11 protein-coding genes are annotated in these 14,673 nt (G+C 64.7%); 3 read left to right on the plus strand and 8 right to left on the minus strand.

The annotated features are described in order from the left end of the window. Positions 1–29 precede the first annotated feature (29 nt). On the plus strand, positions 30–743 hold the full coding sequence (locus IPM84_11900; protein MBK9093452.1) for a Uma2 family endonuclease: 714 nt from the start codon (positions 30–32) through the stop codon (positions 741–743). Positions 744–884: 141 nt separating this feature from the next. Here IPM84_11900 and IPM84_11905 read toward each other — a convergent pair whose 3' ends face one another. The 7 genes from IPM84_11905 to IPM84_11935 all read right to left on the minus strand — a co-directional run bounded on the left by IPM84_11905 (position 885) and on the right by IPM84_11935 (position 9,708). Beyond that, positions 885–2,189, minus strand: a complete 1,305-nt coding sequence (locus IPM84_11905) for an ammonia-forming cytochrome c nitrite reductase subunit c552 (protein ID MBK9093453.1) — start codon at positions 2,187–2,189, stop codon at positions 885–887. A gap of 53 nt (positions 2,190–2,242) precedes the next feature. After that, positions 2,243–2,695: a cytochrome c nitrite reductase small subunit gene (nrfH, locus tag IPM84_11910; protein ID MBK9093454.1), complete on the minus strand. Its 453-nt coding sequence runs from the start codon at positions 2,693–2,695 to the stop codon at positions 2,243–2,245. 191 nt (positions 2,696–2,886) lie between these two features. Then, entirely contained in the window at positions 2,887–3,636 is a 750-nt protein-coding gene (larB, locus tag IPM84_11915) for a nickel pincer cofactor biosynthesis protein LarB (protein MBK9093455.1), read from the minus strand. Then, the gene (larE, locus tag IPM84_11920) at positions 3,626–4,498 is read right to left on the minus strand and encodes an ATP-dependent sacrificial sulfur transferase LarE (protein MBK9093456.1); all 873 of its coding nucleotides are present in this window, start codon (positions 4,496–4,498) and stop codon (positions 3,626–3,628) included. Before larE ends, larB begins: the two co-directional genes overlap by 11 nt. 125 nt (positions 4,499–4,623) lie before the next feature. Further along, complete coding sequence (locus tag IPM84_11925; protein ID MBK9093457.1) at positions 4,624–5,781, minus strand: DUF2183 domain-containing protein; 1,158 nt, start codon at positions 5,779–5,781, stop codon at positions 4,624–4,626. A 110-nt stretch (positions 5,782–5,891) separates the two neighbouring features. Beyond that, positions 5,892–6,299 carry a hypothetical protein gene (locus IPM84_11930; GenBank protein MBK9093458.1) on the minus strand — a complete coding sequence of 136 codons (408 nt, stop codon included), beginning with the start codon at positions 6,297–6,299 and terminating at the stop codon, positions 5,892–5,894. Next, a complete protein-coding gene (locus IPM84_11935) occupies positions 6,229–9,708 on the minus strand; it encodes a hypothetical protein (GenBank protein ID MBK9093459.1) in 3,480 nt (1,159 codons plus the stop codon). Before IPM84_11935 ends, IPM84_11930 begins: the two co-directional genes overlap by 71 nt. Before the next feature lie 311 nt (positions 9,709–10,019). Between IPM84_11935 and IPM84_11940 the strand changes: the two genes are divergently transcribed. Together IPM84_11940 and IPM84_11945 are read left to right on the plus strand one after the other, a co-directional pair. Then, positions 10,020–12,890 (plus strand): hypothetical protein, encoded by a 2,871-nt coding sequence (locus tag IPM84_11940; GenBank protein MBK9093460.1) that lies wholly within the window; start codon positions 10,020–10,022, stop codon positions 12,888–12,890. A gap of 10 nt (positions 12,891–12,900) precedes the next feature. Continuing rightward, a complete protein-coding gene (locus IPM84_11945; GenBank protein ID MBK9093461.1) occupies positions 12,901–13,860 on the plus strand; it encodes a threonine/serine dehydratase in 960 nt (319 codons plus the stop codon). Between the two features lie 76 nt (positions 13,861–13,936). On the opposite strand, the gene rsfS is transcribed toward IPM84_11945, so the two are convergent. Continuing rightward, on the minus strand, positions 13,937–14,284 hold the full coding sequence (gene rsfS, locus IPM84_11950) for a ribosome silencing factor (GenBank protein MBK9093462.1): 348 nt from the start codon (positions 14,282–14,284) through the stop codon (positions 13,937–13,939). Positions 14,285–14,673 lie beyond the last annotated feature (389 nt).

The following is a 14,673-nucleotide window of genomic DNA, read 5'->3' on the forward strand; positions in this document are numbered from 1 at the left end:
GTGATGAGATGAGATGAGATGAGATGACCATGGCGATCTTGCAACGGTGGCCGCTGACCGCGACCAGGGACACGATAGTTTACCCGGAAAGTGATGGCAAACCGATGGCCGAATCTGATCTGCACCGCGAAATTATGGTCTGGATTATTCAACTGCTGCAGCGTTTTTTCGCAGGGCAGCAGGTTTACGTCAGCGGCAACTTGCTCATCTACTACGAAAAGGGCAACCCGCGCAAATCGGTGGCGCCTGACTGTTTCGTGGTGTGGGATGTGGAGCCGCGGCTGCGGCTCACCTACAAACTGTGGGAAGAAGGTCAGGCGCCGCTGGTGGTTTTCGAGGTGACGTCCAGGTCCACGCGGCGCGAGGACATGAAGGACAAGATGCGCCTGTACGCGCAGTTGGGAGTGGAGGAGTATTATCTCTACGATCCAACGGGCGATTACCTGAAACCATCGCTGGCTGCATTCCAACGCGCAGGCGACGGCTTCGTGCCAATGCAGCCAGACAACGGCGAGATGCGCCTGGGCGATCTGACCTTTCTGCCCGCCGAAGGCGAGTCGCCGGAGTACGTCAGCCCGCGACTCGGACTGCGCCTGGCGCTGGATGAGCAGAACCGTTTGCAGTTCTACTCGGTAGCCAGCGGCCAGCGGCTGTTGAGCGATTTCGAGATCAGCCAACAGTTCGAGGCTGAGAACGCCAGGCTGCGTGCGGAACTGGCGCGGCTGCTCGGCGAACTGGCATGATCGCGTGCATTTGCTGACTGCGCCCCAAAAGCCAGAGTAATCACACAGAACGCCAGCGCATCAGGCTGGCGTTCTGTGTTTGTGCTCTTCACGACAAATTGCATCGTGTCCGGCCCGAAAAAGGTCGGGCAACAGGCGGCGTCACTTGAGCGCGGCGGCTCTGTTGCCCTGTTCGGCCAGGCGGGCTTTGAGTTCGGCCTGGCGTGCGTAGTCAATGGCATCGGCCAGGATGCGCAGCGCCTCTTCAGGATTATGGAAACCCATGCTGTTCTCCGCGGCAATGAAATCCCAGCGCAACTGGGCCTTGCGGTGCAGCAGGCGCGCTTCATCCAGCGCGCCAGCATCGAACGCGGGCAGCTTGGCGGTATCGGTGATCGCCTGGATGGCGGCGACCAGCGCGTCTTCAGAGCGGCTCATCGTGTCGTTGACCTGCTTCTGAATTTTCGCCACGCGCTCCACCACATAGCTGACATCGGTATGGCACGCGCCGCAGGCCTGCTCCGCGTATTTCAACGGGCTGGCGACGAAGTGTGAGCTATACTTGACTGCGCCCTCGCGCTGGTAAGGCATGTGACAGTCCGCGCAGGCCACGCCGGCCTTGTAATGCGTGCTTTCCGCGCTGAACAGCTCATACTCAGGATGCTGCATCTTGAGCATGGGCGCGCCCGAGATCGCGTGCGTCCAGTCCTTGAACGGCTGGCCGTTGACCTTGAAATCCTCATAATACTGCTCGATCTCCTCGATGCGCGTGCCGTTGGTCCACGGAAAGGTCAGATACTTGCCGTCGCCCTCGAAGTAGTATTCGACATGGCAGTTGGCACACACCACGCTGCGCATCTCCTGGCGGCTGAGCTTATCCGGGTCCTTGCCCTGGGCCGCCAGCGCCTCGCGCAGCGCCGGGTTGGTCACGATCAGCTTCATGGTGCTCGGCTCATGACAGTTGGCGCAGGCAACGGGCTGCTCGACCAACGCCTTGAGCTCGCTAAAGGGCGCGGCATAGAACCTGGCCGGCGTCAATTCCGCCCACAGACGCGGGTTGTCGGCGCTCTTGCACGACATGCAGGCGCCGGCTGTCGGATTGCGCCCCGTCTGCATGACATCGGTCAAGGCCCAGTAGTGACCGCGATCCTCCTTGTAATCGGTGGCGAAGGCGTTGCCGGCGAACAGCGTCCTGAGGCGCGGGTCAGCATCGAGCTTCTGGACAGGCTCAGATCCGCCATACGGAGTTCTTGCCATCTCTTGCGTCCGCAGCCAGCTATCGAACTGATGCGGGAAGTTCACTTCCCACTTCTGCGGGTCCGGCTCCATCGGGGCAATGGCAACGAGCGCCTGGGGGCCACGCGTCTGCAGGGGCTGATTGTTCAGAAACACGAAAACGCCGATCAGGGTCGAGGCCAGCGCCACCACCAAGGCGGTCAGCAGCCATACGGTTCGTTTTCCTTGCATGAAGTGATCCTCCTTCTGGAGTCAAGTTCGTTGATCCTGGCCGCGCACGGGCTCTACTGATAAAGCGAATTGCCCCGCACGCCATGCGGCACGGTGCGGTGACAATCGAAGCAGTAGCGGCCCGCGTCCGGCTGACCATCGGCGACCTGCGAAACGGTTTCGCTGTGGCAGCGAATACAGTTCTCCTGCACCACCGCGCGCGTCGCCTCCGCGGCCCGGATGGCATCTGGGATATGCCCGGTGGCAAAGGCTGACACATGGTTGAAGCCAGAACGCGCTTTCACAACGTATTTGGGAATCAACGCATGGGGCGTGTGGCAGTCGTTGCAGGTGGCGGCCGACTGATGGCGCGAATGATACCAGCCCTCGTACACCGTCCCCATGACGTGACAATTGTTGCACGCCGTCGGGTCATTGCCGAGGTAGGCCGTGAAGTTGGTTGCGCGCAGCCCTACGCCAACCACGGCCAAAATCGCAACCAGGCAAATCAAGATGGGTATTTTCATGGCGCTCCTTTGTCGGTTACCCCTGGGAAACAAAACGTACTTGCCCTCACCCTACCCCCTCTCCCGACGACGGAACTGCTGTCGTCGGGAGAGGGGGCCGGGGGGTGAGGGTCTGAACGCTTACCAAGAGACAACGCATTGTCGCACACGAGCGCGCCGGAGAGTATGACCTATCGCATCAGGGGGGCATTTCAGCGCAGGAAGCGCATGGCCAGCGCGGCCGCGCCAAAACCATTATCAATGTTGACCACGGCTACCCCTGGCGCACAACTGTTGAGCATGGCCAGCAGCGCGGCCAGGCCGCCGAAACTGGCGCCGTAACCCACACTGGTCGGCACGGCAATCACCGGGGCCGCCACCAGCCCGCCCACCACGCTGGCCAGCGCGCCTTCCATGCCGGCCACCACGATCACCACGGCGGCCTGCGTCAACAGCTCCCGCTGGGCCAGCAGCCGGTGCATGCCGGCCACGCCGATGTCATTGATCGCGATCACCCGTCGGCCCCACAGCTCGAGTAGGAGCGCCGCTTCCGTGGCAACCGGCAAATCTGAGGTGCCCGCGGTGGCAACCGCGACGAACGGCCCGTCCGCCGGCAGCGCGGGCGCCATGCCCAGGGTGAGGATGCGCGGCATGGCGTGATAAAGCGCCGCCGGCAAGAGCGCCTGCACAGCCTGCGCCTGCTCCGCGCTGACGCGCGTCGCCACCGCCAACCCGTTCGCGGCCGTCAGGCGTTCCAGCAGGCGCGCAATCTGCTCCGGGGTCTTACCCGCGCCGTAGATGACCTCCGGCAGGCCGATGCGCAGGCTGCGGTGATGATCGAGTCGCGCGTAATCGGCCACCGTTTCATACGGCAGATCGCGCAGCACGTCCAGCGCAGCGTCTACCGAGGTTTGTCCGGCCTGCACGGCCCGCAACAGTTCCGTCAAGCGTTCAACCTGCATGTGCTATGCCCTCGTTGAGGCTGCCGCTGCGATAGCCGCGCAGATCGAGGGCCACGTAGAGGTAGCCGGCCGCGCGCACGCCCGCGTCCACCTGCTGGCGCAGGGCAAAAGCGGCGTCCAGTTCTTCCGGCGCGACTTCGATGCGCGCCAGCGTACCATGATGGCGCACGCGCACCTGGCGCAAGCCCAGGTCGCGCACGTGGCGTTCGGCGGCGTCAATCTGACGCAGGGTGTCCAGGGTGACCGGCGTGCCGTAGGGGATGCGCGAGGAGAGGCAGGCCAGGGCCGGTTTGTCCCACACGACCAGGCCCAGCGTTTGCGCCCAGGCCCGGATGTCGGCTTTGGTCAAACCGGCATCTTTCAACGGGCTGATGATCCCATGCTCAACGCCGGCGCGCGCGCCCGGACGGTGGTCGCCCAAATCGTCCCAGTTGAGACCGTTGAGCACCGCGGCCAGGCCGTGCGCCTGCGCCACAGGCAGGAGCAGGTCGTACAGCTCGGTCTTGCAGAAATAGCAGCGGTCTGCGCTGTTGCGCACGTAGTTCGGGTCTTCCATCTCGTGCGTGGCGATGATCTCATGGCGCGCGCCGAGGGTCGCGGCAAAGCGCTCGCACGCTTCCAATTCCCAGGATGGGTACGAGGGAGAGACGGCGGTGACGGCCAGGACACGTTCGCGTCCGAGCGTCTGCACGGCCACGGCCAGCACGAGTGCGCTGTCAACGCCGCCGGAATAGGCCACCAACGCTGAGCCAAGTTCGCGCAACTGCGCCAGCAGGCGCGCCTGCTTCTCCACGAGGGGCAGCGCCGCGAGGTCGGGCTGCGCCAGTTGAACGGGGGCCTGATCGAGCAAATCAATCTGCATCACGTTGAACCTCATTCAAGCCAATCTTCCAAGCCAATCTTCCAAGCCAATCTTCCAAGCCAATCTTCCAAGCCAATCTTCCAAGCCAATCTTCCAAGCCAATCTTTTTAAGCCAATCCTTCAAGTCAATCCTCTCCCAGGTCGAGCAGGCGCTCCGTGTCGCCGGGCGGGGCTTCGTCCTGCGCCTTGTCCGCGGCCACCGGCGCCAGGGCCTCGGCCGCAATCAAGCCTTGCGCCGCCAGGTGCTGCGCGATGGACAGGGTGTCCGCGGCCAGGTGCAGCGTGCTGCCGGCCGCGGCCACCGTGCGCGCCAACAGGGCAATCGCGGCGGTGCGTTCGGCGCGATGGCTGACATCGCGGATATAAACCGCGCGCAGTCGCCCAGGGTAATGGAGCACCGCCTCGGTGTAGATTTCGGGGTCGGACTGGCCGCTGTCGCCCAATAGAACAAAAGGCAGGGTGGGGTAGCGCGCCAGCAGGCGCGCGATCACGCTCAGTTTGTGCCGCCGATGCTCCGTGGGCAATCCTGCCTGCGCGGCCCCGCTCCACTCGCGCAAGAACAAGGGGCCGGCCGGGATGTCCTGCAAGGCAAAGAAATCGCTGAGCAGGTCGTACAGGTTCCAGGGGCTGCTGGAAACGTAGAAGATCGGGTTGCCGGTCTGGCTGCCCACGCCGCGGTGCAGCGCCCGGTAAAGTGCGGCCACCCCCGGAAACGGCAGGCGCGAGCGCGCATTGCTCAAAAAGACCAGCCGCGCCATGCGTAGCAGGTGGGAGGTGTCGCTGATGACGACGGTGTCATCAATGTCGCTGATGACGCCGAAGGCCGCAGATGCAGGCGGGATCAGAATCTGGCCGGTGGCCTGCAGCGGCCGGGCGCTGGCTGGCTCCAGCAGTGACAGGGCCACCGGATGCCAAGCCTGGTCAGGCAGAGGCGCCTGCGGCATGATGTTGACCTCGAAGTAGCCATTGCTGTCGGCGCGCACCTGTTGCGTCACGCCGCCGATGATGGCCTGCACGATGGCGCCTGGCACCTCCACGCTGGCAAAACGGCGGTACATGTTGTCCAGGTTGCGCCAGAGGGTGTCATGATCGTTCCCCGGCTGCACTCCCTTGTCCTGAATGACAAGGCCCTTGAGGGTGACCAGATCGCGCGAGCCATAGCCGTTGAACGCGACAATCTGGCTGCGCGCCCGGCCCAGGCGTTCATCCAGCCGGAATTTGAGGCGGTCAAGGACATTGTCTACATCACCCAACGCGCCGAAGACAGCTTCTTGCCAGCTCATGGGAGATGACTCTCGCCAAATTTCATCACATATACTCAACCCACTTGAATAGCTGGCATGATAGCACAAACCCCGGCAACAGAGCTAAAAACCAGGCGGGCCGTTGCGACTCAGGGCAGCAGGCCGTGAGTGATGGCATAGCGCATGAACTCGTGACCCTGGATGCCGTACAGGGCCTGGCTCTTGGAGGTCATGAAGGTGGCCGCGGCATAACCGCCCCAGGGCGAAGAAGCGCCGCCCTGCCACGCGGCCAGGGCCACAGCCTGCCAGCGGGCACGTTCAGCCGGCGTCGGGTTGGTCTGCCAGAGCGCGCCGGCCAGCGCATCGGCCACCGGCAGCGCCGCCAGCTCGGCAGCATCCATGTCGCAGCCGCCGTTGGCGCCCAACCGCGCGCAGAAGGGCGCGGCCGCGCCCAGGTTCCAGGCGGAGGCGAACAGGTCGGCGTAATCACGCAGCCAGGCCTCCGCGGCCGCATCCTGCAGGCCAAACGTCTTCGAGCACGGCCAGGTAATGTCCACCACTCTTGACCAGCATAGTGCCAAACGCCAGGTTGAACGTATCGCCGCTGGGCGCCTGGCCGAAATTGATGGTAAAACCCGGCTGCCCAAAGAAATAGCGCGCGGGGGTCGTGTCGCTGATGACCTTGCGCGCCATGTCCAGGTAGGCCGGGTTGGCGGTGGCGGCATAGGCATCGCTCATGATCTCCAGCGCATAGGCGGGGCCGCGCACGTTATCCAACACATCGTTGTTGGCATAGCCGGGGCCGCAGTCGGGGTTGCAGGGGCTGTTCTGCAGGCGCCAGCGCGCGTTCTCGGCCAGCTCCAACCAGGCATCGCGCGCTTCGCCTTCACCGGTCAGGTAGTAATACCAGAGCAGGCCCCGTATGCCGCCCGACCAGTAGTCCAACAAGGCGTAGCGATGCAGATAGGGTGAGGGGTCGGCGTGCCACTGGTTGGTGAAGCGGGCGCCCCACGCCCAGCCCACGCCGTAGGGCGGGCCTGTGCTGTCCAGGCACAGCGGGTGTGACATCCAGACGGCGTCCAGGCCGGTGCAGTAGCCATGCACCATGTCAATATCGGCCTGATGACGCGCGCCGGCCGTGGCCAATGCCCACCAGTGTTGCCAACGCAGCCCGGCGTCGGGCGCGTCGAGCGTGCGCAAGGCCTGGGCGAGGAAGAAGTAGGGATGGTCGTACTGTTGATTGTGAAAGATCGGCGGCCAGTCGCTGCTCGTTTCATCTTCGGCCACGGTGTCGCCCACGTTGCGCCAACCCCACTGCTCGGCCCGCGGCAGATAGGTCCAGCCGGTTGGGCTGACCCCCTCGTGCAGCACGTCGAAGTTGGCGGCCGGGTAGAGAATGGCGGCGTCGTTGTAGCCTTCATACGCGCCAAAACGCGCCGGGTCGAACGGCTCCAGGTGCAGCAACGCACCGGAATCGGCATACCAACGGGCCGGCGCCCAAGCCAGCAGCGCGGACGTGTCGCCCACAGCGAACGGTGGATGGGCGGCCGGCGCGTCACCCCAAAACTGAAAGAGCATCTCGTGTGTCTTGCGCTCGCCCACGCGCAGCTCGAAGGGCATGGCGGCCTGGCTGGGGAAAAGCGCCACCTGCACCTGTCCGTCCTGCGCAACCTGCAGCGCTTTGGGGTAGTTCTGCCAGAACTGATGCACGCCCACCGCCAGACCGCCGTCGGCGGCGGCCAGGCCGGCCCAACCCTGGCTGCGGCAATCGGCGGAGGCTGCGCCTTCACTGCAGGGGCCGTGCAAGCTGCTGCCGTTGGCGGTGGCCGAGTAGCCGCGGAACGTCGTTTCGCCGGCCAGCGTGGGGTGGTGCCACTGCGGCCCGCCGGACGAATCCTGGTAGAGGGTGGCCGTCGTGGTCAACGCGCCTTGCCACTGATCCAGGGTGTAGGTCAGCGGCGCGCTGGCTGCCAGGGTCAGTTCGAGCGCAAGGTCGTCGAAGACGATGCTGTTGGGCGACCCGAACGCGATGATGTCCGGCTGCCCAAGACCGCTATTGGCCAGGGGGCGGTCGTTCCAGACGCCGTAGAAAACGCGCACGGCGCCCGCGCCGGCGTAGAAGTGCAGGCGCGCGGTGTAGGCCAGCAGGAGTTCGCCGCTGAGGTTGGCGTGACGGCCGCGAATCCGCACCACGCTGTGCAACGGCCCTGCCAGTTCGACGACCGCCTCATCCACCGGCCCCAGGGCAGCGCGAAATGTCTCGCTGCCCTGGGTGATGACCGGCCCCTCGCTGCTGCTGAGCAGGGCATCGTCCACCGCGCCGTCGCCGTCGCGATCCACCCAGACTTGGTCGAAGAGATTGAACGCCTGGGTATTCAGTTGGAAACGGGCTACCTGGGTGTCCACCAGGATGGCGGACGTGGTTTGGGTGATGATGATCGCCGGCGCGGAAAGCGGCGCGGTCGGGTCGGGGTGGCGTGCGCGGGCCGGGGCGCTGACCGGCGCGCGCCGCGCGGGCGCGGCCTGGCCGGGCAGGACGATGCCAGGCGGTACGAGCGGCGCCGGGCTGAGCGCGCCAATCAGTCCGCCGCCGCCGGTGGTCAGGGTGTAGGTCATGGTGCTCTGCGGCGCCATGTCAGCCTGGAAATCCACCAACACCCAGCGGATACCTTGGCCGCTGTCCTCCGGCGCGCCGCCCCAACGCGCCAGCACCGTGAACTGGGCCGGTATCGGCTGGCCGGAAGGGGCCAGCACGCGCAGACTGGCCGCGTCGGTTATCCACAGCGCGACTGGCAGCGGTACACCGGAAGTAACCGGCGCCGCCTGAAGGGCAACCGTGGATGGGTTCGACACGCGCAGCGGCGCCGTGAAGGTGGCCGGCGGCGGCGTTGGCGTTCGGGTCGGGGTCACGGTTGGCGTCGGCGTTTGAGTCGGGGTGACGGTCGCGGTGGGCGTGGGGGTGGGCCAGGGCGCGTTGCATAGCTGGCGCCAGAAGTCAGCCGCCAGGCTGACATCCATGAGATCCACAACGCCATCGCCATTGATGTCCACCGTGGCCGGGAAGCCGCTGCGCAGCCACCAGGCCGCGACCAGTTGAATGTCGAGCACATTGACGATGCCATCATGACTGACATCGGCCCGGCACGCGGGCGCCAGCGTCGGCGTGGGGGTTGGCGTTGGCAGATCACCGACAGGCAACTGCATGTCCGCCGCAATCTCGGCTGCGCTCAGCGCCCGGTTGTAGATGCGCACGTCGTCCAGGCGACCCGCGAACCACTCCGACCAGATGGCATTGCCGCCGATGGTCAGTTGGCCGTCGGAGGTGACCAGGTTGCCTGTGACCGGCGCGCTGCTTGTCTCCACGCCGTTGACGAACAGGCGCAGGGTGGCGCCATCATAGGTCATGGCCAGGAAAGCCCAGACGTTGGGCGTCAGTGAAGCGGTGGGGGGCGTGCTGCGCTCGCCGGTGGTATAGATGTAGCCGCGCGGCCCTTCGGCGACCGTGCCATACTGTTCAGAATGGGCGTAGAGAGCGTAGACCAGATCGCCTGGCTGGGCCTTGAAGATGACCGTGCGCCAGGCGCTGTTGTCAATCTGCGTGGGAAAGGTCCACGCCTCCAGGGTCAAGGCCGTCGTCAGATCGAGCAGCGGGCTGTCCGCGACGGTCACCCAGTCGTTGTTGCCGTCGAAGCTGAGCGCGGCGCCGGCGTGCCCGTTGGGCGTCCAGGTGGCGCCAAGCAGCGCGCCGATGTGGCCCTGGCCGCTGGCGTCGGCCGTGGTTGCGCCGGCGCCTTCATCGAAGGCATAGGCAGCCACCAGGCCGAGGTGTGGTTGGCGCGCCGGCGCAGCCGCCAGGGGGATTGCGCGGATAGAGAGGAGCAAGGGAATGACGACAAGGGCCAACATCACGGCGGACGCGGGCTGCAGATGACGAAAGACAATACGATATACAAGATGAACGGGCATGGCTAAGATCTCCATTGATCGCAAGCAGGCGAAGCGGTTGCGCCTCACTTGGGCGCAAACCATTGCGGGGCAGGGCACTCAGGGCACTCAATATAACGAAGCAAGATAGGCCGCGGTCAACCCGTTCGCGCCCGGCGCAAACGTCTTTTTGCCTTTTGGGCGATTTCAGGGTAATCTATGGCCCCTCGATTACTGTTCGTCTCCGCGGAACCTGTGTGCCGAATGTCGGCTTCCCCTACCTCCCCTGTCGTCAGCAGTAGATCAGATGCACCTGCCGTCCGCAAATCTCGTCGAATCTGGGAGAGAAAGCTATGCCAAAGTCATCCGTGGTTCGTGTTCTGTTGGGTGGAGCCTTGTTGCTCCTGGTCATGCTCGCTATTTTTGCGCCAGCCGCCGCGCCGGTCCCGACCCTGCGCCGGTCTGGCGATGCGGAACCTGATCGCAATCTGGAACTGTATCTGGCCGAGCGCGGCAGCGCGCAAAACGGCGAATCTGAGTCGCTCATGGCAATCGGCGATTACTGGTACCACCGGGTGTCATACCCCACGGGCCAGTTCAACCCGGCCTGGGTGCGCGAGGCGGCAGCGCAGGACAGCCAGGTCGAGCGCGCGGTGCCGGCCGGCGAGGTGATCTACGGTAAAGCGCAAACCGAGTCGCCGCTGACCCTGAACGCCAATCGTTTCACGTCGTTGGGACCACAACCGCTGCAGAGCAATGGCTGTTTGAGCTGCTACAGCTATGGCCTGGTGGCCGGCCGCACCAACGTCATGGCGATTGACCCGGTGAGTACGAACGTGGCGTATCTGGGCGCGGATGGCGGCGGCGTTTGGAAAACCACCAACTGCTGTTCAGCGGCCACCACCTGGGCGCCCGTCACCGACGACCCGCTGCTGGCGACGATTGCCATTGGCGACATCGTGATTGACCCCAACAACCACAACACCGTTTACGCGGGCACCGGCGACCTGCGCTTTGGCTCCTTCTCCTTCGGCAGCGCAGTGCTGCTCAAGAGCACCGACCAGGGCGCAACCTGGGCCAATCAGGGCGCCGACGTCTTTGCACCCTACTACCCCCAGGCGGCCGGCAACTTCCCGCAGTATCAGGCCATCGGCAAAGTACGGGTGGATCCCAACAACAGCAACAACGTGGTGGTGGGCACCAAGACCGGCCTCTACCTGTCATACGATGCCGGCGCTAACTGGACCGGGCCATGTACGACGAACGGCTTCAGCACGCAGCGCCAGGACACCACCGGCCTCATTCTGCGCGACATCGGGACCGACACCCAGATCTATGCCTTCATCGGCGCGCGTGGTTTTGCGACCACCGTCCAGACCAACCTGCATCTCAACGGCGCCAACGGCGTTTATCGCGCCCTGCTGCCGGCCAGCGGCTGCCCATCGAGTTGGGAAACGCTCAGCCGGGCCGACAACGGCTGGCCGGCCGACACGGCCACAGGCATTCCCGTCAACACGGGCACGCTGACCGGCAATCGGTTGGGCCGCCTCGATGTCGCCATCGCCCCCAGTAACTCCAATGTGATCTACGTGCAGGTGCAGGCCATTCTCGTCACCGGCGGCGCTCAGCGCGGCGGTCAATTGGGCGTCTGGCGCACCACCGACGGCGGCACCACCTGGTCACAGCGCTCGAGCCAAACCGGCCTGACCGGCTGCTATGGCGACTACGGCCAGAACTGGTACGACCAGGGCGTGGCAGTTGACCCGAACAATTCGGACATCCTGCTGATGAGCACCGTGGACATCTTCAAGTCCACTAACGGCGGCACCACCTTCACCGATAAGACCTGCGGCTACGCGGGCGGCACGGTTGTGCATGTGGACCACCATGCGCTGGCCTACGTGCCCGGCTCTTCGACCACCTTGCTGGCCGGCAGCGATGGCGGCGCGTATGTCAGCACGAACGGCGGCGAATCGTACACCCAGATCAACAACAGCCTGAGCACGCTGGAGTTCTATTCCGGCGACATTACCAAGGACTTTGCCACGGCCGCGACGCCGGGTATCAACGGCGGTATGCAGGACAACGGCTCCGCGGTCTATGTTTGGGCCGCGGGCAACCCGGGGCCGGCGGTCTGGCAACTGCGCAAGGGCGGCGACGGCATGTTTGCCCGCATCGAACCGATGCTGGGGCAGCGCTGGTACCAGGAAAGCCAGAACGGCGCCCTGGCCGTCAGCACCACGGGCGCGTATGGCAGCCAGTCATCGGCCACCGGCGGCTGGTCGGCCGACAGCCGGCGCAGCTTCATCTTCCCCTACGAGATCCAAAAAAATGGCTGCCCGGGCACCGGCTGCACGCACATGATCGCCGGCTCATACCGCGTCTGGGAGACAATCCTGGGCGGCATTCCGACCAGCTCTTGGGTCATCAACAGCGGCGACCTGACCAAGAACACGTTGGCCGATCGTTCGTTCATCAATCAGTTGAACTACGCCTGGAGCGACGCCACGAAGGCCATCGTCGGCACCAATGACGGCAACGTGCAATGGGGCCGCAACCTGGGCGCCGGCGTGGCGAATTCGGCCATCTGGGTGAACCTGACGGCCGGCAACGCCGTGCTGCCCAACCGTCCAATCCTGGACGTGGCGCTCGACCCGGCCAACCCGCTGATCGGTTATGCGGCCGTCGGCGGTTTCGATCAGAACACGCCCACGACGCCGGGGCACGTCTTCCAGGTCGTCTGCACGGCCGACTGCGCCAGCTTCACCTGGGCCAATAAATCGGCCAATCTGCCCAACATCCCGGCCGATTCGATCATCGCCAACCCGCGCTTCCCGCAGCAGGTGTTCGTGGGCACGGACTGGGGCCTGTACTACACCAATGACATCAACCAGGTCACGCCGGTCTGGTATCGCTTCCAGGCCGGGCTGCCCAACGCCATGATCTGGGACATGACGATTGACAGCGGGGCGAGCACCCTGGCCCTGTGGACGCGCAGCCGCGGCGCGTATGTCTGGCCGCTGCCCGCTGCGCCGTACCGCACCTGCCCGGACTTCAACGCCAACGGCACCGTGGGCGTGGAGGACATCAGCGCGATTGCGGCACACTGGGGTGAAACCTCGGCCTCGCCAGGCTGGAACAACCGCTATGACCGCAACGGCGACGATCACATTGATATCGTGGACATCATGCTGGTGGTCGTAGCCTTTGGCAGCACTTGTTAAGGCCTTTGCCATGCAAATTCCCACCTTGCTGGACATCCTGGCAGCGCAGCGGCGCCTGCGGCCTTACCTGGCGCGCACACCGCTGCACAACTACCCGGCGCTCGATGCGCTGATCGGCACGGCGGTTTACGTCAAGCACGAGAACTACCAGCCGATCGGCGCGTTCAAGGTGCGCGGGGGCATCAACCTGCTGGCGCAGATGAGCGCGGCCGAACGCGCGGCCGGGGTCATCGCTGCGTCCACGGGCAACCACGGCCAATCGGTGGCGTATGCGGCGCGACTGTTTGGCGTGACCGCGCGCATCGTGGTGCCAGAGGGCGCCAATCCGGGCAAGGTGGCTGCGATGCAGGGGATGGACGCGGAGGTGATCCTCCACGGTGCGCGCTTCGATGATGCGCGGCGTCACTGCGAGGAGCTGGCGCAGGCGCACGGTTACCGTTACATCCACTCAGGCAACGAGCCGGCGCTCATCGCCGGCGTCGCCACTGAGGCGCTGGAGATGCTGGAGGATGAGCCGGGCCTGGAGGTGATCATCGTGCCGATTGGCGGCGGCAGCGGCGCGGCCGGGGTCTGCCTGGCCGCCAAAGCGATCAACCCGTCCCTGCGGGTCATCGGCGCGCAATCGGAAGCGTCGCCTGCCGCGTATCTGTCATGGCAGCAGCACGCCATGATCGAGGCGCCCAATCGCACCGTAGCCGAAGGGCTGGCCACGGGCGCGGCGTTCGAGCTGCCGCAGCGCATCCTGTGGCAATACCTGGATGAATTTCTCTTGCTGGGCGATGATGAGATCTTGCGCGCCATGCGTTGGCTGGTCGAACGGGCGCACACCCTGGCCGAAGCGGCCGGCGCGGCGCCCCTGGCCGCCGCCTACCGCCTGCGTGACAGTCTGGCCGGGCGCAAGGTCGGGCTGATCTGTTCCGGCGGCAACACCAGCGTCACCCAACTGCTGCGCGCCTTGCAGAGCGATTAACCAGAAAACGCAAAACAACCACGAGCGCCCATGCGGCGCTCGTGGTTGTTTGTTTTTTTTTGGTGGCGACGCGTGCCTACTGAATCTTCAGCAGCATCGGCGCCTGTCGCCACAGGTCTTCCAGCCGGTAGTAGGCGCGCTGCGTGGGTGACATCACGTGCAAGACCACATCCCCATAATCGAGCAGAACCCAGCCCGAATTGGTGTCGCCCTCCACGTGCAGGGCTTTGCGGTCGTCCTTGGCGCTCTCCGCCTGGGCATAGTCAGTAATCGCTTTGATCTGTCGTTCGGAGTTTGCCGTTGCCATAATAAAGTAATCGGCCAGCACTGACACCTTCGCCAGCTCCAGCAGCACAATATCCTCAGCCTGCTTGTCCGCAACCAGCTCCACCAAATGGCGAGCAAATGTCGTCGAGTTTTGCAAAAATCCTCCTTGTCGGTCACATCACATACTGTCTGATGCGGCGAACGTGTCAAATTGTAGCACAAGAGCGCGGCTTTGGGCAAGAGAGGAATCCCCTTGCGCAGGCTGGCTGCTGCACGAATCGTCGGGCAAGCCGATGGCGTTCTCGACGGCGAAGGCTCCTTACCCGGCGGGCCTGCGCAAGGTTGGGCGATTCTTCGGCCGCCAACCCTCGCAGGGGCCAATGAACATCGCAGCCCCGTGAATGAATTCACGGTCTGATACACCGAAACCTGCTCAAGCAGGTTGGTGTTGGGTGCGACGACTCAATTCGTGTAATTCGTGGCAGCAGCCTGGCGCGGATGCCGTGCGCCTCTGAGATCGTCGTCTCGTCGCAGCCCTGCGAGGGG

Source organism: Candidatus Amarolinea dominans (genome assembly GCA_016719785.1).
GTDB lineage: Bacteria > Chloroflexota > Anaerolineae > SSC4 > Amarolineaceae > Amarolinea > Amarolinea dominans.

Excerpts from the sequence above, each read along its gene's own strand:
- IPM84_11900 (MBK9093452.1), top strand. The coding sequence starts at position 30 with ATGGCGATCTTGCAACGGTGGCCGCTGACCGCGACCAGGGACACGATA.
- IPM84_11905 (MBK9093453.1), bottom strand. The coding sequence starts at position 2,189 with ATGCAAGGAAAACGAACCGTATGGCTGCTGACCGCCTTGGTGGTGGCG.
- nrfH (MBK9093454.1), bottom strand. The coding sequence starts at position 2,695 with ATGAAAATACCCATCTTGATTTGCCTGGTTGCGATTTTGGCCGTGGTT.
- larB (MBK9093455.1), bottom strand. The coding sequence starts at position 3,636 with ATGCAGGTTGAACGCTTGACGGAACTGTTGCGGGCCGTGCAGGCCGGA.
- larE (MBK9093456.1), bottom strand. The coding sequence starts at position 4,498 with ATGCAGATTGATTTGCTCGATCAGGCCCCCGTTCAACTGGCGCAGCCC.
- IPM84_11925 (MBK9093457.1), bottom strand. The coding sequence starts at position 5,781 with ATGAGCTGGCAAGAAGCTGTCTTCGGCGCGTTGGGTGATGTAGACAAT.
- IPM84_11935 (MBK9093459.1), bottom strand. The coding sequence starts at position 9,708 with ATGCCCGTTCATCTTGTATATCGTATTGTCTTTCGTCATCTGCAGCCC.
- IPM84_11940 (MBK9093460.1), top strand. The coding sequence starts at position 10,020 with ATGCCAAAGTCATCCGTGGTTCGTGTTCTGTTGGGTGGAGCCTTGTTG.
- IPM84_11945 (MBK9093461.1), top strand. The coding sequence starts at position 12,901 with ATGCAAATTCCCACCTTGCTGGACATCCTGGCAGCGCAGCGGCGCCTG.